Source organism: Streptococcus sp. 4886, assembly GCF_013276485.1.
Lineage (GTDB): Bacteria > Bacillota > Bacilli > Lactobacillales > Streptococcaceae > Streptococcus.
In genome coordinates, this window is the sequence record NZ_VMLD01000007.1 from 44,046 (window position 1) to 64,122 (window position 20,077).

General features: G+C 38.4%; 18 protein-coding genes. 1 reads left to right on the top strand and 17 read right to left on the bottom strand.

Features of this window, described 5'->3' with window-relative positions; genetic code table 11:
• Positions 1–8 precede the first annotated feature (8 nt).
• The 12 genes from HT679_RS02975 to HT679_RS03030 all read right to left on the bottom strand — a co-directional run bounded on the left by HT679_RS02975 (position 9) and on the right by HT679_RS03030 (position 12,427).
• A complete protein-coding gene (locus tag HT679_RS02975) occupies positions 9–815 on the bottom strand; it encodes a metal ABC transporter permease (RefSeq protein ID WP_061438592.1) in 807 nt (268 codons plus the stop codon).
• Positions 808–1,512 carry a metal ABC transporter ATP-binding protein gene (locus tag HT679_RS02980; protein WP_153224127.1) on the bottom strand — a complete coding sequence of 235 codons (705 nt, stop codon included), beginning with the start codon at positions 1,510–1,512 and terminating at the stop codon, positions 808–810. Before HT679_RS02980 ends, HT679_RS02975 begins: the two co-directional genes overlap by 8 nt.
• Positions 1,512–1,952, bottom strand: coding sequence for a zinc-dependent transcriptional regulator AdcR (gene adcR / locus HT679_RS02985; RefSeq protein WP_001249308.1), 441 nt, complete (start codon positions 1,950–1,952; stop codon positions 1,512–1,514). Before adcR ends, HT679_RS02980 begins: the two co-directional genes overlap by 1 nt.
• A gap of 151 nt (positions 1,953–2,103) precedes the next feature.
• Positions 2,104–3,372 carry a D-alanyl-lipoteichoic acid biosynthesis protein DltD gene (gene dltD, locus HT679_RS02990; RefSeq protein ID WP_173212887.1) on the bottom strand — a complete coding sequence of 423 codons (1,269 nt, stop codon included), beginning with the start codon at positions 3,370–3,372 and terminating at the stop codon, positions 2,104–2,106.
• Positions 3,365–3,604, bottom strand: a complete 240-nt coding sequence (gene dltC / locus HT679_RS02995; protein WP_000351967.1) for a D-alanine--poly(phosphoribitol) ligase subunit DltC — start codon at positions 3,602–3,604, stop codon at positions 3,365–3,367. The genes dltD and dltC overlap by 8 nt, the downstream gene beginning before the upstream one ends.
• Before the next feature lie 13 nt (positions 3,605–3,617).
• Positions 3,618–4,862 carry a D-alanyl-lipoteichoic acid biosynthesis protein DltB gene (dltB, locus tag HT679_RS03000; RefSeq protein WP_173212889.1) on the bottom strand — a complete coding sequence of 415 codons (1,245 nt, stop codon included), beginning with the start codon at positions 4,860–4,862 and terminating at the stop codon, positions 3,618–3,620.
• Positions 4,859–6,409 (bottom strand): D-alanine--poly(phosphoribitol) ligase subunit DltA, encoded by a 1,551-nt coding sequence (gene dltA, locus HT679_RS03005; RefSeq protein ID WP_173212891.1) that lies wholly within the window; start codon positions 6,407–6,409, stop codon positions 4,859–4,861. The genes dltB and dltA overlap by 4 nt, the downstream gene beginning before the upstream one ends.
• A gap of 20 nt (positions 6,410–6,429) precedes the next feature.
• Positions 6,430–6,561 (bottom strand): teichoic acid D-Ala incorporation-associated protein DltX, encoded by a 132-nt coding sequence (locus HT679_RS03010; protein WP_000813667.1) that lies wholly within the window; start codon positions 6,559–6,561, stop codon positions 6,430–6,432.
• A 308-nt stretch (positions 6,562–6,869) separates the two neighbouring features.
• The gene (locus HT679_RS03015) at positions 6,870–8,048 is read right to left on the bottom strand and encodes a ryptide export MFS transporter (RefSeq protein ID WP_173212893.1); all 1,179 of its coding nucleotides are present in this window, start codon (positions 8,046–8,048) and stop codon (positions 6,870–6,872) included.
• A 211-nt stretch (positions 8,049–8,259) separates the two neighbouring features.
• On the bottom strand, positions 8,260–9,837 hold the full coding sequence (locus tag HT679_RS03020) for an ABC transporter ATP-binding protein (RefSeq protein WP_049511825.1): 1,578 nt from the start codon (positions 9,835–9,837) through the stop codon (positions 8,260–8,262).
• A 268-nt stretch (positions 9,838–10,105) separates the two neighbouring features.
• Entirely contained in the window at positions 10,106–11,410 is a 1,305-nt protein-coding gene (locus HT679_RS03025) for a radical SAM protein (RefSeq protein ID WP_173212896.1), read from the bottom strand.
• Between the two features lie 153 nt (positions 11,411–11,563).
• Positions 11,564–12,427, bottom strand: a complete 864-nt coding sequence (locus HT679_RS03030; RefSeq protein WP_173212898.1) for an Rgg/GadR/MutR family transcriptional regulator — start codon at positions 12,425–12,427, stop codon at positions 11,564–11,566.
• Between the two features lie 782 nt (positions 12,428–13,209).
• Here HT679_RS03030 and HT679_RS03035 point away from each other — a divergent pair.
• Entirely contained in the window at positions 13,210–13,818 is a 609-nt protein-coding gene (locus HT679_RS03035; protein WP_173213000.1) for a hypothetical protein, read from the top strand.
• Between the two features lie 86 nt (positions 13,819–13,904).
• Here HT679_RS03035 and HT679_RS03040 read toward each other — a convergent pair whose 3' ends face one another.
• From HT679_RS03040 to HT679_RS03060, 5 genes are all read right to left on the bottom strand, one after another.
• Complete coding sequence (locus tag HT679_RS03040) at positions 13,905–14,108, bottom strand: hypothetical protein (RefSeq protein ID WP_001127305.1); 204 nt, start codon at positions 14,106–14,108, stop codon at positions 13,905–13,907.
• Between the two features lie 190 nt (positions 14,109–14,298).
• Positions 14,299–15,003, bottom strand: coding sequence for an MIP/aquaporin family protein (locus HT679_RS03045; RefSeq protein ID WP_173212900.1), 705 nt, complete (start codon positions 15,001–15,003; stop codon positions 14,299–14,301).
• A gap of 70 nt (positions 15,004–15,073) precedes the next feature.
• Positions 15,074–16,900: a type 1 glycerol-3-phosphate oxidase gene (gene glpO, locus HT679_RS03050; RefSeq protein WP_173212902.1), complete on the bottom strand. Its 1,827-nt coding sequence runs from the start codon at positions 16,898–16,900 to the stop codon at positions 15,074–15,076.
• A gap of 41 nt (positions 16,901–16,941) precedes the next feature.
• Positions 16,942–18,450, bottom strand: a complete 1,509-nt coding sequence (gene glpK, locus HT679_RS03055) for a glycerol kinase GlpK (protein ID WP_049511829.1) — start codon at positions 18,448–18,450, stop codon at positions 16,942–16,944.
• A 159-nt stretch (positions 18,451–18,609) separates the two neighbouring features.
• Positions 18,610–20,037 (bottom strand): helix-turn-helix domain-containing protein, encoded by a 1,428-nt coding sequence (locus HT679_RS03060; RefSeq protein ID WP_173212904.1) that lies wholly within the window; start codon positions 20,035–20,037, stop codon positions 18,610–18,612.
• Between the last annotated feature and the right edge of the window lie 40 nt (positions 20,038–20,077).

The window sequence follows — 20,077 nt, forward strand, 5'->3', positions numbered from 1 at the left end:
TTAGTCTCCTATTTGATAAAACGTCTTACTAAACTAATTAGCAAGAAAACAGTTACAAAAATAATAGTAATACTTGCACTTGCAGGTGTTTCTGCATAGTAGGAAATGTAAAGTCCTGCTACCATTCCCAAAAAGCCAATAGCACTGGCAAGCAACATAACCGATTTAAAGTTTTTCCCCAGACGCAGGGCAATACTAGCTGGCAAGACCATAATGGTCGATACCAGAAGAGCTCCTGCTGCAGGAATCATAAGGGCAATGGCCACCCCCGTCACCATGTTAAAAAGAATGGACATGGTACGAACTGGCAAGCCATCCACAAAGGCCGTATCCTCATCAAAGGTCAGGATATACATTGGACGAAGGAAGAGGAAGGTCAAAATCAAAACAACCGCCGCAATGACAAAGAGGGAAAGCACCTGCTCCTCACTGATAGTCACGATTGAACCAAAAAGGTACTGGTCCAAACTCATAGAACTCGAGCTTTTACCCTTGCTCATGACAATCAGAGAAACAGCCAGACCTGTTGACATGAGGATAGCCGTCCCGATTTCCATAAAGCTCTTGTAAACCGTACGGAGATACTCCAGAAAGATCGCCGCAATCAAGACAATGGCAATAGTAGAAATAGTTGGAGAAATCCCTAGTACCAGACCAAAGGCTACACCTGAAAGAGAGACGTGGCTGAGGGTATCACTCATCAAACTCTGACGGCGCAAGATAAGGAAGGTCCCCAATACCGGCGAGAAAAGACTCATGGCAATAACGGCCAGAAAGGCACGTTGCATAAAGTCATAAGATAACAAACTAAGCATGGCCCACCTCCTGGTCATTTTCATGAACGTTGAAACAACGCCATGGCGAGTCTTGGTTACGGACTAGATGAATATTGCGATCCGCATAATCCTTAACTTCTTCAGGGTCATGGGTAATCATCAAAACAGCCTTGCCATGATGATGGGCGCTGTGGTGCATGAGTTCGTAAAATTCATTTTTACTTCCTGCATCCATCCCCGTTGTCGGCTCATCTAGGATAAACATATCTGGATCCGAAGCAAACATACGCGCAATCACTGCTCGCTGCTTTTGTCCTCCAGATAGAGACCCCAAGCGTTTGTCTCGATGTTCCCACATGCCAACTGAGTCCAAACTAGCCTTGATATGCTCCTCATCATGAGCATTCAAACGACGAAACCAACCCTTTCGCGGATAGCGGCCCGACTTGACAAATTCATAAACCGTACTTGGAAAACCTGCATTAAAACTGGCAATCTGTTGAGGAAGGTAGGCTATTCTCAATTTCTTACCCTGCGTATTTGTCTTTGAAATGGTTACCTTACCAATGCGTGGTTGGAGAATTCCAAGACTGGCCTTAATCAGTGTCGTCTTAGCTGCCCCATTCTCCCCTGTCAAGGTAACAAATTCCCCACTATCAACACTATAATTGATATGTTCAAGAACTGGCTCCTTATCATAATAGAAGGATAAATCCTCTACCGTAATATATCTCATTATTTGATTTCTCCTACTAAAGCAGTCAAAAACCGCTGGATCACTTTTTGTTCATTTGGAGTAAACTGAGTCGCCACTTGTTCATAGGTTAAAAGTGTATGCTCATGGTGATGATGGTGCTCCTCAGCGATTGGACGAGCCAAATCAGTCAACTGATAAAAAATCACACGCGCATCCTTAGGATCTTTAGATGTTTCCAACATCCCTTCCTTGACCAAAGACTTAATGGCCTTGGTAACTGCTGCCTGACTGACATTGAGGCGACGCGCCAACTCTGAATTGGTTAAAGATTCCTCTGACAAAAGCATGAGAATATGCTCCTGGGTATTGGTCAGAGCTACCTCGCTAGTACAATGACCTATTAGGATTTCATGTTGGTTTTCCGCCTGCAAAATTACCTCATTCAAAAAGGCATCAATATCCTTCGCTAGCTGTCTCATATCTGACTCCTTTCCTTTTGAACTTCTCTTTTTAAGAGAAAAATACTATTCTTTGACATTTTATTTACCAGTTAATTATATCACAAGCAAAAAAAGAGTCAAGAAAAAACGTGAAAATAGGCTTCATTCTTGAACTCTTCTATATTATGATCTATTGAAATTCTTTGACATCTCCATCATAAGTCGCCCAATCTTTGCTGAAAAAGCGCTCATTCAGATGGTAAGTCGGAGCTGGGGTTGGATTGGATAGGAAAGGATCAACTGCCTTGTCAAAAGCCAACCAGCCCAACCAACCAAGGTGAATGGTGTCCTTCATAAAGAAAGGCTCCCCGCCATCCTTAGAAAAATCTGCTATATTGGTAAAACCTTGACTCTCTAACTGGTAGCGAATCTTCTGCACCGTTTGTTGGTACATATCCTCTCGTAGACCAGCGTAGTCCATCCATTTTTTATTAACAGGTGGAATGATAAAAATCGGGTTTACCTTAGATTTAGAAAACTGGGTTAAAACCAACTGCAAGTCATTATACTCTGGCGACTTGAGATAGGTAAAGCTTTTCTGAGAGTCCTTTAATTTCTTCAAATCCTTCTTGATCTGCGTATTATAGAAATAATTTTCCATTCCCAGATCATTATTGGAAGTATTCTTTTCAGCATCTGCTTTAACAATATCTTCTATGGCTTGATAAGAAAACTGGTCTGGCAAGGTCTTTAAATACTTAACTACATGCTTATCATAATTGACATAGCCTCTAACTGAAAACTGACCAAAAAAGGAAGCTTGGCGTTCATTAAACCGAGCCAATAATTCAATCATTTCATTGTCTGCCGTCGACAATTCTTCTTTACTTGCCAACTTCTGAACCAAATCCTTCATAGCTACGTTTGGGAACTGCTGTAGTAAGCGAGTCGCCGCATATTGACTAGCCTGATCTCCAGATTGATGTTCCAGAAAACTGGTCAACTGGTCTCCATTAAAATACTGCTGGAAGGCTGCTGGCTCATAGCCGTTTTTACTGAACCACTGAGGTGAGATAACATACACAACTTGTTTATTCTCCAGTTGTGGCAACATCTGTTGCATTCCAAAATACTGGTTAAGCGATGCAGCTCCCCTCTGTCCTAAAAGATAAGGACGGTAGGATCGATTGTATTTCTCAGCTAATACCGCAGGATGAGCACCGTCAAAACGAAGCCATTCACTAGAGCCAAAGAAGGGAACAAAACGCATATTTGGATCAGATAGTGCTCTGACTTTTTGACTTCGCTCCTTAAAACTATCGATAGTAGTAGCCACCGCTGAACGCTTTTCAGCTCCTAGATTATGATGCATCTCAGTAGGATAAAAGAAAATGAGCAGAAAAACCAACAAACCAGCTATCAAGACCGGTCCGAAGATCATCCATAAGCGTTTAAGCATTTTGTAGCTCCACAATACCAGCTATGATTTTATTAGCTGTATTCCAGTCGTCGCGACCAAACTCTGTCACAGGGACACGAATGTCAAAACGGTTTTCAATCTCCACAATCAACTCAACCGTTCCCATACTATCCAAGACACCTGCATCAAAAAGATCTTCATCCATCATGTCAGAAACATCTTCCATAAACAACTCATCAATAATTTCGATAACTTCTGATTTGATATCCATATTTTATTTCCTTTTATTTTTTAAACCATAAATCATTCAAAAATCCAGAAAAGATTAAGAATGACAGCATGACGACATGGAAGGTGACAACCATGCCAAGCAACTGAATCCAGCGATTCTCAGGTAGAGCAGCTTTCCCTGCTTTTTTCCGTTCCTTATTGAGCGTTTTTTTCTTACGAATCCAAGCGTCATTGATAACCAGTCCAATCCCATGAAAGAGTCCATAGGCGATATAGTACCAGGTCACACCATGCCAAAATCCCATAATCAGCATATTTACAATATAGGCCACACTTGAGGTTACATTACGATTTTTAAAGATCTTCTTTCTGGTCAACACCATCACCATTCGCATAAAGACAAAGTCACGGAACCAGAAAGAGAGGCTCATGTGCCAACGATTCCAAAACTCTTTTAAATCCCTTGATAAAAAGGGCTTGTTAAAGTTGATAGGGCTACGAATTCCCATCAAATTTGAAATGGCTAAGGCAAACATAGAATAACCTGCAAAGTCAAAGAAAAGTTCCAGACCAAAGGTATACATAACTGCCAAGGCATAGAGATTAAAGAAACCACCTGACTGCAAGGCTAAATTCTTCAAAGGAGGCAACAAGGTCTCTCCTAAAACATGAGCTAAGATAAACTTGTACAAAAAGCCCCACATGATATAGCGAACAGATTCATCCAGCATATCCATCAACTCATCTCGCTCAGGAATGGTCTGATAATTTTCATTAAAACGCTTAAAGCGATCGATTGGGCCACTTGAAAAAGTCGGCATAAATAGAAGAAAGCGGAGGAATTCCCAGAAGGTAAAATCCTTAATCACTCCATCTCTCAGCTCGATGATAATTCCAACCGAACGAAAGGTCAGGTAAGAAATTCCCAAGAACCCAAGCAAAGACTGCGTTCCATTGATAGCCGGCTGCACCTTGACAAAGATAATCGGAAGGAGGGATAGAAAGCTAACTAGGTAGAAGACCCACTTGCCATCCTTACTTTTTCGATAGTGCTTGTAGAAGAGTACGAGCAATATTTCCCAGCAAAGGTAAATACCCAAGGCAACCAACTGATTGGTCTTCCCACCTACCAACATGGTGACAATAAAGAAGAGGCTAACCAGCACTTCATACCAGGCAAAGCGTTTCTTGAAAAAGAGGCCGATAAAGATGGGCAAGGTTGCAGCAATCACATAGACAAAATACTGAGGATTGCCATATGGCTCTAAATGAGGAAGCTGTTGAAAGAACTCCATCATCTCTCATTCACCTCGTTAATCAATCCTTTGATGTCAATTTTTCCATTTGGAGTCAGTGGCAGACTGTCTCGATAAAGGAATTTAGACGGCATCATGTAGGACATCATGATATCTGTTAAATCTTCCTTGATAGCCTTGGTAATATCAATATCTCGCTCAAACTGCTCACGCACACCATCTTTTAAGATGACATAGGCCAACAGATTTTGCACCTTATGATCCTTGTTATAACGTGGAACAGCAACAGCAGATTCGATAAAACGAGACTTGTTGAGGTTTTGCGAGACATCTTCTAACTCAATGCGGTAACCGTTGAACTTAATCTGGAAGTCCATGCGTCCGCCGTAGAGAAGCAAGCCCTCATCTGTCATGGTTCCCACATCGCCTGTGTGGTAGGCTGGCAGTCCTTCAAACTCAAAGAAAGCTTCCGCTGTTTTTTCAGGATTGTTCATATAACCTTTTGAAACGGCTGGTCCAGAAACAATGATTTCTCCCTGTTCGCCATTTGGCAATTTATTGCCGTCCTCGTCAATGATAAAGGTTGGAGAATCAGCCTTGGTATAACCGATTGGTAGGCGTTTGAGAGTCGCTAGCATCTCATCTGTCACGGCAACTGCGGACAGGGCCACTGTCGCTTCTGTTGGGCCGTAAGCATTGATAATACGGGCATTGGGGAAACGCTCACGTAGTTTTTGAGCTGTTTTGACCGTCAATTCTTCACCATCAAAGTAGAAATGCGTGATGTCAGGCATTTTTTCGCTATTAAAGTCTTCAGACAACATGGCCATATCTGCAAAAGAAGGGGTTGATGTCCAGATAGCGATTGGCAATGAAAAGATGGTCGTAAAGAGTTGCTTAAAGTCCTGAGTAATAGCTGAAGGAAGAGCGAAGAGCGTACCACCTAATGCCAAGGTCGGAGCCCAGTACATGACAGACAGGTCAAAAGAATAAGGTGGCTGAGCCAGCATTTGCGGACGACTTGGCGTCGCAAATTCCTTGTCCGTAATCATCCAATTGGTAAAGCTGAGGAGGTTATCATGTGAAATCTGCACTCCCTTTGGCTTACCAGTTGTACCAGAAGTAAAGATGATGTAGTAGTTATCATCTCCCTTGACTGGATGCGTGATCTCATATCTAGACCCTTGAGCAAAGGCTTCTTGAACCTGAGCTAGAGTCATCATCGGTGTAGAAACCTGCTCCAATGAAAAGTCTGAGATAGCAATAATCAAACTTGGCTCCGCTACTTCTAAAATAGCCGAAACTCGCTCCAAGGCCGAATGACTATCAATTGGAATGTAGGCATGTCCTGACTTAGTCAAGGCTACAAAAGTTGCCAACATTTCATATTCTTGGCCACCAAAAACGACCACAGGAGACTTCTCAGGCAATCCTAGTTGGTCAATGGCTGCAGCCAAACTATCCGAATCAGCCTTTAAATCGCCATAAGTGTGTTCCTGACCCAAAACATTGTAAACAGGATAGCTAGGCTGTATCTGAGCAAAATGCTCAATGGTTTCAATCATATCTACTATTGGTTTATTTGACACAATAGGAATTCTCCTTCAAGTTAAAATTCATTATAGATAAAGCTTCCTTGACCCTGACCAAGATAGCTAAAGAAGTAAAGCAGCCCTAGAAAGATAAGAAAATACAAGGCTGTCCGACCAAGAAAAAGGTACAATTCTTTTCTCTGTTTCATCAAGAAAAACCATTCATTTCTGTAATTTTTGCTAAATAAGATAGACTCTTACTATAGTATTTTTCTACTATTGTACCACTTTATAGACTAGTTTTTCAATTGTTTACCATATGTTTTCAATAGATTTCAGCTTATTTTAAGGATTATGCGGTTTTTCTATGTATATTTCAAATAGAGTGATCCTGCTTCAAAACTCCATTTCAGGAGACAATGAAGTAAATCTTCTCATAATAAAACGCACAATATCAAGTTTTCGACACCTGATACTATGCGCTTTTCTAATTTTTCAAGACTTTTTAACCCGTCTCTCATTTAAAATAATCTCGTCTGATATAAATTAAAATAGCTTCTATCATCAGACAAATGGCTGATAGCCAAAAACTGATGCTAATACCAAAACTCTCAGTAATATAGCTCATTAGCAAAACAAATACTGAAAATGCTAATGTCGAAATCACTTCAAGAACGGAATAGACATTAACCAAGTTATTTTCCTCTACTGTTTCCTGAAGAAATACAGTTTCAGGAACTTCTTTTAGCTGCGATAACATACCAACTAAAGCTGAAAATACTAAAAATATCTGTGCATTTGAAAAAAATAGAATAGTCAGTGTCACTATTGCCATAGCTACAAGAGGAAAAAGAATACTTTCCCATTTAGCAGCAAGGAACTTTTCAGATAGCCTAAAAGCAATTAAGCCACTAATTATAATACCAATAGAGTATGCTGTATTAGAATATCCCCAGTAACTTTCCGTTTTATTTAATAACTCAGTTACAAAAACAAGTATAATGGAAGAAACCCAAATCGTATTTGAAAAAATTTCCAATAAATTGGCTGATACAAAAAGTCTTAATCTAGAATCTCTAGCAACTAACTTCCAACCTTTGAGCAAAATTTCAAGATTAGTTTCTGACTCTAACACCTCCACTTCAGCGTTAGGAAGAAATAACATCAGAAAGCTAGAAATTATATACAAGATTAAAATGATAAACGTGGTAGGTAACAGACCAATTGTTGCAAACAAGAGTCCACCTAATCCCCAACCCACTAACTGAACAGCTTCACCACTCATTGATAAGGCTGAATTAGCCTTACCCAAATCGGTCGCATAGCGCGGCACAATAGCATAAGAAACAGGTGCTGCAAAACCATCTAATATTGAAATTGCAACAACAAATAGATAGGTTACCAAAGGCGCTACGGATTGCATTACGGTAAACATTCCTACCAGTATCGCCAATAATATAGTCTTTCCAAATTGGGATAAAGATAAAACTCTATTTAGCGCTATCCTTTTAGTAACTAAAGGAACTAAAAGACTCGCAACAAAAGAGGATACCCCTATTAAAATGGGAACTAGTGATGTGGCAATTACTGATTTTGAAATAATGTATATGTTAGCAATGATTGTTACTCTCAAGAAAATATCTGCTAAATTTGCAAACAATTGAGAGACTAACAACTTGACAAATGAATTAGACATGTAGCGCTCCTATAACATAAAAATATTTAACTGATAAATGGTATAGTAGACTTTGTTTGATAACTATTTGACACAAGATTAGGTGGTCAGAAATTGAATTTTTAACATTCCAACTTAGTCATCGTTTTTAGTTTTCATATCTTTAAATCAGCTAAAACAATCCATAATATAGAATATATATTATAGCTAGCAAGATGCCGAACAAGTCTATTTATTTTATTCTATATTTTCCCAAATCAATTACTTGATTATAAACCGTTTCTGAATCAATATGATGAGCAACTTCAATCAAAATGATAGGCAACTGCAAAAGTAACTGGCGCACTTGATATGCATTGTCCTTGTCTAAGGATGATGTAACCTCATCCGCCAACACAATGTCTTTTTGTCGAAGCAGACAGCGAACTAATTCAAGTCGTAAACGTTGTCCACCTGAAATGTTTTCTCCATTATTTATCAGTTGATAATCCAAGATATTGGTGATTTCATTCGTTAAGCCAACTTGTTCTAGGCAACAGAGTAATTCTTTATCTGAAATCTCCTGTCCTAATGTTAAATTTTCTCGGATTGTCCCATGTCTGAAAAATGGATTCTGAGAGATATAAGCGACATTCCCTTGATAATGAGTAAATTCTCGGCCTGATTTATCACGTACGATAATTCTACCACTATTCGGACTTATCTTTCCTGCTACCAATTGTAGGAGAGTTGACTTTCCGGTACCACTAGCTCCCTTTATTAAAACTTTACTTGGCTTGGTTAATCTAAGTGACAAATCATAAAAGAGCACTTGCTCTCCAACCTGTTTTGAAACGCCCTCCAAAACTAGCTCAACTAAAGATTCGACTGTCGGATATGATATTTCTAAACAAGATTCTTCCAATAATGAAAATATTTTTTCTTTCACTGTTTGCGATCGCTGTATATCAGATATGCTATACATAATTCTTTGAATAGGTCCGCTAAGATTCATTGTAGCTATATACATAGAGACCAAACTAGCTGTTGTTAACTCTATACCACTCTTTTGTAATAAAAGACCAAGTGCAAGAGGTAGTACCTGACTAAGGAATTCTAAAGGACCATTGAAAAAATAAACGACATTGCTAGTCCATTCATTTTTCCAACGAGCATTCTCGTAACACTCGTTGTTTTTTCTCATCTTAGCAAAGTTTTCTTTACTAGCGCCATAAAAATATATCGTATCTGCTCCCTTAAAAAAATCTCCTACAGATAGATGAAAAGATTTTTGCATTTCCGAAAAATTTTCACCACTTTTCATTAAACGATTATTCATTACCCATTGAGGTAATGGTCGAAGAAAAGAGAACACTATAAAAACAAGACCAAGCCAAAAATTTTGCACCAAAATAAAAACAATCGTTGTACAAAGTATAAAAACTCTTCCAACTATCATATCCAAGGGTAAAAAGAAGCGATTATAGAGCAGTTCCATATCTTGTGTAAGAATTGAAACTTTTTCATCATCTACAACATTTTCTTTCAAAAATAGTTTCTTAATAAGCTGATCTTTTAAACTAATTTGTAGATGACGCTGCAGATTATTACTGACAAAATTTGCTAGCAACATCGTGCTATAAAAAAACAGGTGTAAACACAGGCCATATAAAACAAAGTATGAAATTGTACCAATTGTAAGTTGCTCTTCACGAATATTCAATAGCTTATCCAATAACAATGGCTTTATTAGAGCCATCCCACTATTCAAAAGCACTCCTATTAAAAAATAGATAAAAATATTAGTTTTAATGTATTTTAGAAATTTCATAAATAAGCCTATCTAAAAGAAAGCGAATAGATATAAAAGCCTCAGTCTAAAAGTTATAAACAAATTAACTCCAACTGAGACTATACAATAATTTAATTAACCTATATATGATGCTGTTTATTAAGAGTGATTACCTCCTGAACTAGACTAACTAAATTTCGATTTATATTTTAAAAATCAATCTAAAACTCATTTCCATCTTCATCGCAATAATGATCACGGAGTACAAGTATATCAAGTTGAGTAGTACTCTTATTTTCAATTACAATCATCTTTTCACCCCCTCTCTTATTGCATCAAGATAATCACAATATTCCTTATTTAACATAAATAATTCTAGATTTTTATCAATTTTCTTTTTTATTTGATTGCATAATGTTCTTTGCTTATTACTTCTATGTTTGGGCGGACAAAATCCTGATTTACAAATTAAAGCAATAGGACACTGCTTACAATCTGAATCCATGTTTAAGTGCCATTTATCAAACTTTTCCTTATTAAACTTAGCATGTACACTTCCAAATATATTAGAATTAGAATACAAGGCAACCGTACAAGTTTGAATTACACCCTTTACATTAATAGTATAGTGATTTTTTCTATTTGCATAACAGTTGAACAAATTTGTTATTATACCTCTAGCAGCAGGAACATTATAACCTTTTTTTATGGCAAACTTTGATAATTCAAAACTAGCATCTGAATTAGGTAATGTCACTTTATAATTTTGGGCACGCTCCCCACAACCCCAACTACCTACATTATAAAAATAAAATCTAAATCGTTTATCATGCTTAAAATATTTCCCATCTGAATCTAAAAAAATCTTAACATTATTAAAATTTTCTTTCGATATATTAAATCTTAAATTACAATAAAAATTCAAATTTGAATTTTGTAAACCTTTGATATTCTCGAGTATCTTGATATATGATCCCTTTCCATTACGCAACACTCTTTGAAAATTATGACTTTCCTCATCTCCATCAATTGTTATCTGAAAATTATTAACGCGATAGTCTAGAATTAACTGATGAATCATTCGTTCATTAAGCAAATATCCATTAGTTGTTATACTAGCAGAATAATCAAGTCCATTTTGAGAGCAAATACTAATAAATTTTTTTGAAAGATTCTTTATCGTTTTTAGCCCTAATAAAGGCTCTCCTCCAAACCATGATACATGTAAAGATTTAAACATAGATTCAGATAATAGTTTTTCTGTAAATTCAACTATCGCAATCTCTGTTTCTTTACTCATTTTTATATTTTCAAATTTTTCATAACAATATTTACATCTAAAATTACAGTCTCCATGTGTTAAAATTGTAAATTCTAACGTCTCCGTTTCACTATTTTTAACATAATCTATTGTATTCTCGAATTCATTTTCTTCTTGAAAATAATTATACTTATTCAAATAATTTTCATATTGTTCCTTAATCTCTAAATCATTTTTCATAACATCTTGTAAATCATTTGTAATGAAAAAAGAATGATTATTTTTACTATTGAAAAATAATTCTCCTGTTTCACTTTTCTTTCTTAAAATATATGGAGATAGAACTTGCATATTAAATACCTCAAAATTCATAATTATGGTGACAACTTCGAAAAATCCTATCGCTCAAATACAATGAACTGATAAAACAACCGTAATTGAAATTTCTAAAGACAATTCTATCAAAATATTATTTCGAGATACTTCCTTTCCCATATCTGCACACTACCCTTTATCTGCTAAAATTTTTTCTAAATGTCCTTCATAATTCTTTGCCAAATGGTTACTTCCCGCTAATTTCATTGCTCCAATACACTTCCTCATTTCAATAATTGCTTTACAATCCATCTCTTTTTTGTAGCGATACAGATGTTGTGCATACTGAAACACCAACCGTTCATAAATTTCTATCTCGGTGAAAAAGCATTGATTCAGTTGCTTTTCAAAATACAAAGCATCAAGAAATTTTCCTCTTTCAATACATGTGATATATCCGTTTAATAGCATAGATGAAATCAATCGTCTATTATTAGGAATTTCTTTATAAAAATCAGAACGTCTAGACATCTCTCTAGCCAAAACCATGAAGACATCGTGTTTTAGGACATCTAACGTATTTGAAAAAATCAATAATTCATAGTATCCCCAATATTCAACACTAAAGAGATAGTCAGTTAGATAAGATAAATCATCACCAGAATAATAAGCTTCTCCAGATAAATCTTGTAAACGAATTTTTAATAAAATAATGTTAAGCTTATGAAATTTCTCTTGTTTAGAATCTGACTCCATCTGAGAATAAAGTAGTTTTTTCAACCCATCAACATCATGATTTGATACAAAATGCCTAATCTTTGATAAGAGTTCATTCAGTTCATCACGATGAAAATCATGAACAGCATACATAAATTCATCAATAGACATGTTAATTTCATCCAAAATAGCCATAAATTTTGAAATGGTTAAATCAGTCTCTCCCTTTTCAAAACGTGAGAGCTGTGATGTTGATATACCAGCTTTTTCGACATCTTTTAAGCGAAACCCTCTAGATTCTCGAAACTTTTTAAAAATTTCTCCAAATTTTTTCATAATATCTCTCCAACAAGCATATACGGGAACAATTTTTGATTTTTAATATTTTAGCATAAAATAGAAGAAAATAAAAGTGAGGTATTTCACATGAAAAAGCAAAAACTATTGTCTTTATTCTTCCTACTTTTTGAAGGAATTATGATTATCGTTGTTGGCTAGTACTAAGAAATTAGTTACTAAAATACTTACATCTTCAATCGAAAAAAGAGACTGGAGAAAAAGTCTGAAAAATCAGAAAAACGCTCAAATCCCTTGGCGCTCTAAGCTTTTCTAATGATAGACAGGTCGCAAAAAAGTCTGAAAAGCTCTCAGAATCGTTGTCTCAGCACCAAAAATACGTGAAATCTGCATAATTAAAATAAATTTCAGGGGGAGTTATACAAAAAAACGACGATTTAAATCGTCGTTTTACTGATATAAATATGTAATTTTTTTTGAAAATACGTCTATTTATTTTTTATTGTTTTTTATTGTAAAGTAGACCCAACCGAATGAACATAGGTTGTAGAAAGCAAATGAAAAAACTGCAAGGATGATAGCTCCTGTGTCTAAATAGCCCATTTCGAGACCTCTTTTCAAAAACAACAAGCCTGTAGTTTCGACAACGATCAAAAATAAAAATATATAAAAAATTTTCACATTAAGCATACTGTTACCGCTTTCTTTTTATTTGGTTTTATTGTATAATAAAAGTTGAAAAAAATCAAAAATACAAAGGAGTTTCCGTTATGTCTAAGATGTTTAAATGCATGTGTTTGCTAGTTATGTCTGTTTTCTGTATGTCTAGCATTTCCCCATCGCTTGTTGTTTTTGCTGATGATAGCTTATCGGCAAACTCTAAAGTTGTATCTGGTGAGACTCAGTTTAAGAATGGCTCATCAGTGCGGTTCGGAGATACGCAAGTAAATATTTTAAGTGATGAAGTTCTTGAGGTGGTCAATCCAGATGGAAGTGTAGACACTATTGAACAACGTGCTGATGGTGTCTATATCAATGGGTCATTTTATATGGCTTATCAAAAGAATGAAATCGACCTAAATATATCTTTTAGATCATACGATCCTAATGTTTGGAATTACGTCAACACAATACATGGGAATAAACTAGCCAACACATTCGCTAACTTCATGATTGGTTCTGGAATATCCGCGTTCTTTGGTCTTATAGGTTCTATGGTGGGTGGCCCATGGGGTGGCATAATTGGTGGAGCATATTTTGGTATACAAGCTTATCAGTCTTACTTGGATTCACAAAGCCCATATCCATACTACATAACAAGTACTTATATCCATGTTGCGCAAAGAAAATGGAAGTTTATCACTGAATACTATAGAAACTCAGACTATACTGGGTATGTAAAAACCGTAACAACCTACGTGAATTTCTAAAATATAAACCCTGCCTAGATATAAAGGCAGGGTTTGTATTTTAGTTAATTGCTCAAGTAATTTGTAAGCATAATACTTGCGAAACTCTATTTGTTCAAGCGGTTCAAAAGCTCTTGTTTTTTATCCTCAAGCTCAGCTCTCCTTTGCTCGATTTCTTCACGTTTTTGAGCGATTTCTGCTTGCGCCTCGGGAGTTTCCAAAGTGCCTTGTGACTTGTGAAATTCTACTAGCATATCAACGATTTTTGGGTCTAATTCGTTGACATAATCAGGATTTGACCATTTCGGCACGTTGCTTGCAGGTGCTTGCTTTTTGCCGCCTTTTTTGGGCGTTTTGGCTTGTTGTTCAGCTTTCTGACTATAGTTGACCTCGTGGAATTTTCGTGCTTGATATGATGCGTTTTATTGTGAGAAGATTTACTTCATTTTTTGCTGAAATTGGGCTCTTGCTCAAGCTCTATCAACATAGTTGTTTTCCAAATTAGAAAAGTGAGAATACAAGAACGGCCAAGGCTGCACCGATAACAGGTCCCACCACAGGAATCCAAGCGTAAGACCAGTCTCCGTCTCCCTTGTTTGAAATTGGAAGGATACTGTGCATGATACGAGGTCCAAGGTCACGAGCTGGGTTTAAGGCATAACCTGTTGTCCCACCTAGTGATAGACCGATACCGACAATCAAAGTCCCCACCGCAAAGGTTCCGATACCTGCCTGAAAATCGTAAAGACCCAAAGCAAAGATTGTCAAGACCAAAACAAAGGTTCCAAGGATTTCACTAATCAAGTTTGATACAGTATCTTTGATAGCTGGTCCTGTGCTGAAAGTAGCCAAAATATTTCCTGCTTTTTCTTCTGCCTCATAGTGAGGTTTGAATTGCAACCAAACCAAAATCTGACCGAGCATAGCCCCTGCAAACTGAGCTAGGATGTAAGGGAAAACGGAAGCCCAAGGCAGACCACCTTTTAAGGCTACACCAATAGTCACAGCTGGGTTTAAATGAGCTGGACTGAGCTTGCCAGATACAAATACTGCAACCGCAACTGCAATCCCCCAACCCATGGTAATCACAATCCAACCTGAGCTGTTGCTCTTAGTTTTTGGAAGAACTACACCTGCAACAACACCATTTCCTAGAAGAATCAGGATTAAAGTCCCTAGAAATTCTCCAAATAATTCATTCATCATCTTTCTGTCTCCATTAAAAAGGAGGAGAGGGTAGACTAGGAGTCCTGCCCGCCACCTCTTTTATTTTTTCTTAATTTTTTAATTCTGCTAAATCGTTGTTAGCAAGAGCTGCTTCGACATCCGCACGGTAAGAGGCTTTTTCATCTTCTGACCAGTCATAGAAGCATCCCATTTCATCCAAAACCGGCTCAACGATGCTATCCAAACTATCACGCATAAAGAGCATATGGTTGGTACGACGAAGAAGGAAGTCAACTGGGCTAAGAGCCAACTCGTTGCGCATTGCATAGTGAAGGGACAAAGTATCTGCCAAGCTGAGTCCTGGCGCTTGTTCCAAGCTGTGAGCAAGAGCAAAGACTTTCGGTGCATTTGAACCGTAAAGATTTGCTAGGTAATGAGCTTCCTTGCTATCCAAACCACGTGACACTCCAAGTTGCGCAAAGGCTTCGATTTCTGAGTCTACATTTGCTGGGTTCAATTCTCCACCTGAAACAGGGTAAGTCTTAGAGTTGATGAGTTTAAAACTACGGTCAAATTCTGCTTTGAGGATGTCAACCACGCGCTCCATAGCTCCTTCAGCCATCTTACGGTAGTCTGTGATTTTACCACCAGCAAGAGTCAAGAGGCCATTGTCATCACGGTCCAAGCTCGAACCACGAGAAACTGCAGATGGGTCCAAATGTTTCTCAGAGGTACTGCTTTCAAGCTTGCTAACAGCAGACTCAACATCTTCACGCGTTTTTTCTTTAGAGAGATAAGATTCAACAGTCGCAATCAAGTTGTTAAAGCTTTCATCACTGATGGTTCCGTTATTTCCTCCATTATAGTCAGAAGCACTATTGCCTGCGATCAATGGACGAAGACCTGCCCAACTGCTTTCAATATCATCAATGGTAATGTTGGCTTCTGGGAAGCGGTTGTTGACAATGCCAAGTAGATAATCTACATCTTCCTGAGTCACTTTTGGATGTTCCAAATCACCTGTGTAGTCTGTATCCGTTGTACCGAAGTAGGTCTTGTTTTCACGTGGGAGAACAAAGACCATACGACCGTCACCCAAACCTGTATCAAAGTAAACTGGCTGAGAAACCTTAATCTTACTTGAATCCACTACTAGGTGAACTCCCTTAGTTGGACGCATTTGTGAGAATTGTGTTCCCTTATTAGATAAATTGCGTACCTTGTCGCTCCAAGGACCTGTCGTGTTGATAACAAGGCGTGCCTTGATTTCAAAGACTTGGTCTGTCAAGAGATCACGAGCTACAACACCTGTAATCTTGCCACTTTCATCAAAGAGGAAGCCTTCTGCCTTAACGTGGCTGGCAATGAGGGCACCGTCTTGGTTGGCACGTTTGATGTTTTCAATCACGAGACGCGCATCGTTGTTACGGAAGTCAAGGTAAACCCCACCTCCTACCAAACCTTCTTTCTTCAAGTTTGGCTGGCGTTCCAAGACTTGATCCTTGCTCAAAACCTTGTTGGCAGCTGGTGTATTGTTGACACCTGCCAAAAGGTCGTACAAGTCCATGGCTACTTTAAGACGGAAGAGGCTAAAGGTTGCTCCATCTTCATCGTAAACTGGCAAGAGCATTGGGTCCGGTTTTGGAATGTGTGGTGCGATTTGTTGAACCACTGCACGTTCAGAAACTGTATCTGAGACCACTTCTACGTCAAATTGCTTAAGGTAACGAAGTCCTCCGTGAACCAATTTAGTTGAACGGCTAGATGTCCCTTCTGCGAAGTCCTGCATTTCAATCAAACCAGTCTCAAGACCACTAGCTGCTGCCTGCAAGGCTACACCAGCCCCTGTAATTCCCCCACCGATAATCAAGAGGTCCAAGGTACGTTCTTGCATTTTTTTAATTGATAATTCACGTGTTTTCTTTGAAAATTCCATATTTACACACTTTCTAAATAAATCGCTTTATTCTGCCAGTATTAGTCGTCTACTTCCGCAAAAACTTGAGTTGCTTTCACAGCCTTCTTCCAGCCCTTGTAGAGTTGTTCCTTGCGAGATTCGTTCATGGATGGTTCAAAGAGTTCTCCTGTCTCGTTCAAGAGTTTCAACTCATCCAAGTCCTTCCAGTAACCTACTGACAAACCTGCTAGGAAGGCTGCCCCTAGAGCTGTTGTTTCCAAGTTTTTAGCGCGTGCGATGTCAATTCCCAAAATATCAGCTTGGAACTGCATGAGGAAGTTGTTCATAGCTGCTCCACCATCCACTTTCAATACTTGAATAGCTGTCTGCGCATCCACCTGCATTGTGTCAATAATATCACGTACTTGATAAGCAATTGATTGAAGAGTTGCCTTGATAAAGTCTTCTTTGCTTGTTCCACGAGTCAATCCAAAGACAGAACCGCGAGCGTTTTGGTTCCAGTATGGAGCGCCTAGACCTGTAAAGGCTGGAACGACATAAACTTCATCATCATTGTGAGAATCACGAGCGTATTTTTCAGATTCTGGTGAATTTTCGACCATGCGAAGACCGTCACGAAGCCACTGAATGGCACTACCTGCTATGAAGATAGAACCTTCCAATGCATAGTAAACCTTGCCATTAATTCCGTAACCAATGGTTGTCAAGAGGTTGTTTTCAGATAACTGCATTTCTTCACCAGTATTCATGATGATGAAAGAACCTGTTCCATAAGTATTTTTAACCATACCAGGTTCAAAGGCCAACTGCCCAAAGAGGGCTGCTTGTTGGTCCCCAGCCATACCTGAGATTGGCACTTCTCCACCGTAGAAATGGAATGGGGCTGTCTTACCGTAGATTTCAGAGTTAGAACGAACTTCTGGAAGCATAGCCTTAGGAATGTTGAGGATTTCCAAAATCTCATCATCCCATTTGAGTTCTTTAATGTTATAAAGCATGGTACGAGCTGCATTTGAGTAGTCAGTCACGTGAGCCGCACCATCAGTCAATTTCCAAACCAACCAAGTATCAATGGTACCAAAGAGCAATTCCCCTTTTTCTGCTCGCTCTTGAGCGCCCTCTACATGGTCCAAAATCCAACGAACCTTGGTCGCAGAGAAGTAAGCATCGATAATCAAACCAGTCTTTTCATGGAATTTTTCCACATAACCTTGACTTTTTAGTTGCTCAGCCAAAGGTGCTGTCTGACGTGATTGCCAAACGATAGCATTGTAAATAGGGAGCCCTGTTTTCTTATCCCAGACAACCGTTGTTTCACGCTGGTTGGTAATCCCGATTGCTTCGATTTGATTTGGCTTGACACCACTTTCGATGAAAGCACCCGCAATAACTGACTGAACAGAGTTCCAAATTTCATTGGCATTGTGCTCAACCCAACCTGCTTGAGGGAAAATCTGGGTAAACTCTTTTTGACTCGAGCTAACTTTTTCTCCTTTTTTATTGAAAATGATGGCACGAGAACTTGTAGTTCCCTGGTCAATGGCCATAATGTATTTTTCTTGTGACATGTGCTGTCCTCCTGATAAAGATCTTGAGGATGTTTCCTCTTTACACTAACTAGTATACAAAATAAAGCGCTTTCTTGTTCATCAACTTTTTTTAATTTTTAAAAAAATGTGAGGAGATTGTGTGAATTTCACAAAAAAGACCTGGAACAACCAAGCCTTTTAAGTGAATAATAACTGACGAATCCCTGCCAAATCTTCCATATCCAAGTCGTTTTTTAAATAATAGACTGGTGTCTGTTCCTTCTTATGAATAGGGTTATTGGTAACCAGTAAATCATAATGCCGAGTTCGGTCATAGGCTTCAATGGTAATAAAACGATTGTATTCCAAATACCGTTTCAAAATGGCTGCCATCCTTGAAAAGACAAGAAAACCAGATGTCAAATCCAGACCAATCCGCATATGCTGACCACCATTTTCAGCCATATATTCTATCAACTGGAGCCATTCCCAGAGAATTTTCTTATCCAAATCCGTCCCCTGCTGAAAGGCAGGCAAGGCATGAAAAATCTCCTCCGCCGTTTCCTTAAAATCATGTTCCATCAGCAAATAAGGATGACGATTCTCCAACTGGTACTTGTAGCGGTCCTGTAAAATATAGCCCTTATAGAGATAGACTTGAGCACAAAGCTGACTGAGTTCATAGGTAACGTGATCCTCTGTGTAATCCCCCAGCAGCTCCTCCTTCTTCATTTCTTGAATCAATTGCGTCAGCAAATCTGCCAACTGCCCTCCAAATCCAAGGATATACTCCATAGTATGAAGAGGAAGAATACGATGAGATAGGAGGAAAGAGAAGAATATCATCATCTCACCATCTTCAGTTCCTAGAGGGATGTGTTGCCCAGCAAAAAAGGACGGAGCCTTTCTCAGCAAACGAAGGTAGAAAATATTGTCAAAATACCCTCGCATTTTCTCTTCTATGACTTGAAACTGACAGGCGTTGACCCGAAGACGCTGTTGACTGATATGAGCCCAGAGAACCAAGTCCAATTTCTGCCCCGCAGACAAACTTGCACCGCAGATTTCTTCTAGTGTAGCAATCTCCTGCTTTCTCTCTGGCTTCTGCATATGGCCTTCCCATTCCTGACTGGACCAGACCTTGCGGAAAAGACAGAAATAGAAGTAACGAATCTGATGCTCTGGACCTCGCCAACGGCCATTTTGGATGGATAAGTCAAATTCTGACAAAATCTGATTTAAACCAGCTAAGTGGCGACCAAGTGTTGCCTCGCTAATCATCAATTCTTGAGCCAGCTGATGGGCTAAAAACTGTTGGTGGTAGAGAAGATAGACCACAATCTGGTATTTAACAGCATTCTCCAAAAACAGGCTCCGAATCTCTCTCCCCTTGGTAGCTGCACCGATTGACAGATGCAAATTTTCATCTTCTAAGGAGATGTTCAGCTCTAAGCCACTATCCAAAGCCTTGTCATTGAGCAGGGTGACATATTTGGTTAGGGTTGCTTTTGAAAATCCTGTTTCCTCCATTACAGCCTTGACAGTCGTCTGAGACTCTTGTAATAGAAAGGAAAGGATTGAAAATTGACCACACTCGGCTTTCTCCATCAAATCTCCTAAATACATTTGTTACCCCTTTCATTTTCTACCTTAAGCATAGCATAAA

Excerpts from the sequence above, each read along its gene's own strand:
- HT679_RS02980 (WP_153224127.1), bottom strand. The coding sequence starts at position 1,512 with ATGAGATATATTACGGTAGAGGATTTATCCTTCTATTATGATAAGGAG.
- HT679_RS03045 (WP_173212900.1), bottom strand. The coding sequence starts at position 15,003 with ATGATGAATGAATTATTTGGAGAATTTCTAGGGACTTTAATCCTGATT.
- HT679_RS03010 (WP_000813667.1), bottom strand. The coding sequence starts at position 6,561 with ATGAAACAGAGAAAAGAATTGTACCTTTTTCTTGGTCGGACAGCCTTG.
- HT679_RS03020 (WP_049511825.1), bottom strand. The coding sequence starts at position 9,837 with ATGAAATTTCTAAAATACATTAAAACTAATATTTTTATCTATTTTTTA.
- glpK (WP_049511829.1), bottom strand. The coding sequence starts at position 18,450 with ATGTCACAAGAAAAATACATTATGGCCATTGACCAGGGAACTACAAGT.
- HT679_RS02975 (WP_061438592.1), bottom strand. The coding sequence starts at position 815 with ATGCTTAGTTTGTTATCTTATGACTTTATGCAACGTGCCTTTCTGGCC.
- dltD (WP_173212887.1), bottom strand. The coding sequence starts at position 3,372 with ATGCTTAAACGCTTATGGATGATCTTCGGACCGGTCTTGATAGCTGGT.
- dltC (WP_000351967.1), bottom strand. The coding sequence starts at position 3,604 with ATGGATATCAAATCAGAAGTTATCGAAATTATTGATGAGTTGTTTATG.
- HT679_RS03025 (WP_173212896.1), bottom strand. The coding sequence starts at position 11,410 with ATGCAAGTTCTATCTCCATATATTTTAAGAAAGAAAAGTGAAACAGGA.
- dltB (WP_173212889.1), bottom strand. The coding sequence starts at position 4,862 with ATGATGGAGTTCTTTCAACAGCTTCCTCATTTAGAGCCATATGGCAAT.
- HT679_RS03030 (WP_173212898.1), bottom strand. The coding sequence starts at position 12,427 with ATGAAAAAATTTGGAGAAATTTTTAAAAAGTTTCGAGAATCTAGAGGG.
- HT679_RS03015 (WP_173212893.1), bottom strand. The coding sequence starts at position 8,048 with ATGTCTAATTCATTTGTCAAGTTGTTAGTCTCTCAATTGTTTGCAAAT.
- adcR (WP_001249308.1), bottom strand. The coding sequence starts at position 1,952 with ATGAGACAGCTAGCGAAGGATATTGATGCCTTTTTGAATGAGGTAATT.
- glpO (WP_173212902.1), bottom strand. The coding sequence starts at position 16,900 with ATGGAATTTTCAAAGAAAACACGTGAATTATCAATTAAAAAAATGCAA.
- HT679_RS03060 (WP_173212904.1), bottom strand. The coding sequence starts at position 20,037 with ATGTATTTAGGAGATTTGATGGAGAAAGCCGAGTGTGGTCAATTTTCA.
- HT679_RS03035 (WP_173213000.1), top strand. The coding sequence starts at position 13,210 with ATGTCTAGCATTTCCCCATCGCTTGTTGTTTTTGCTGATGATAGCTTA.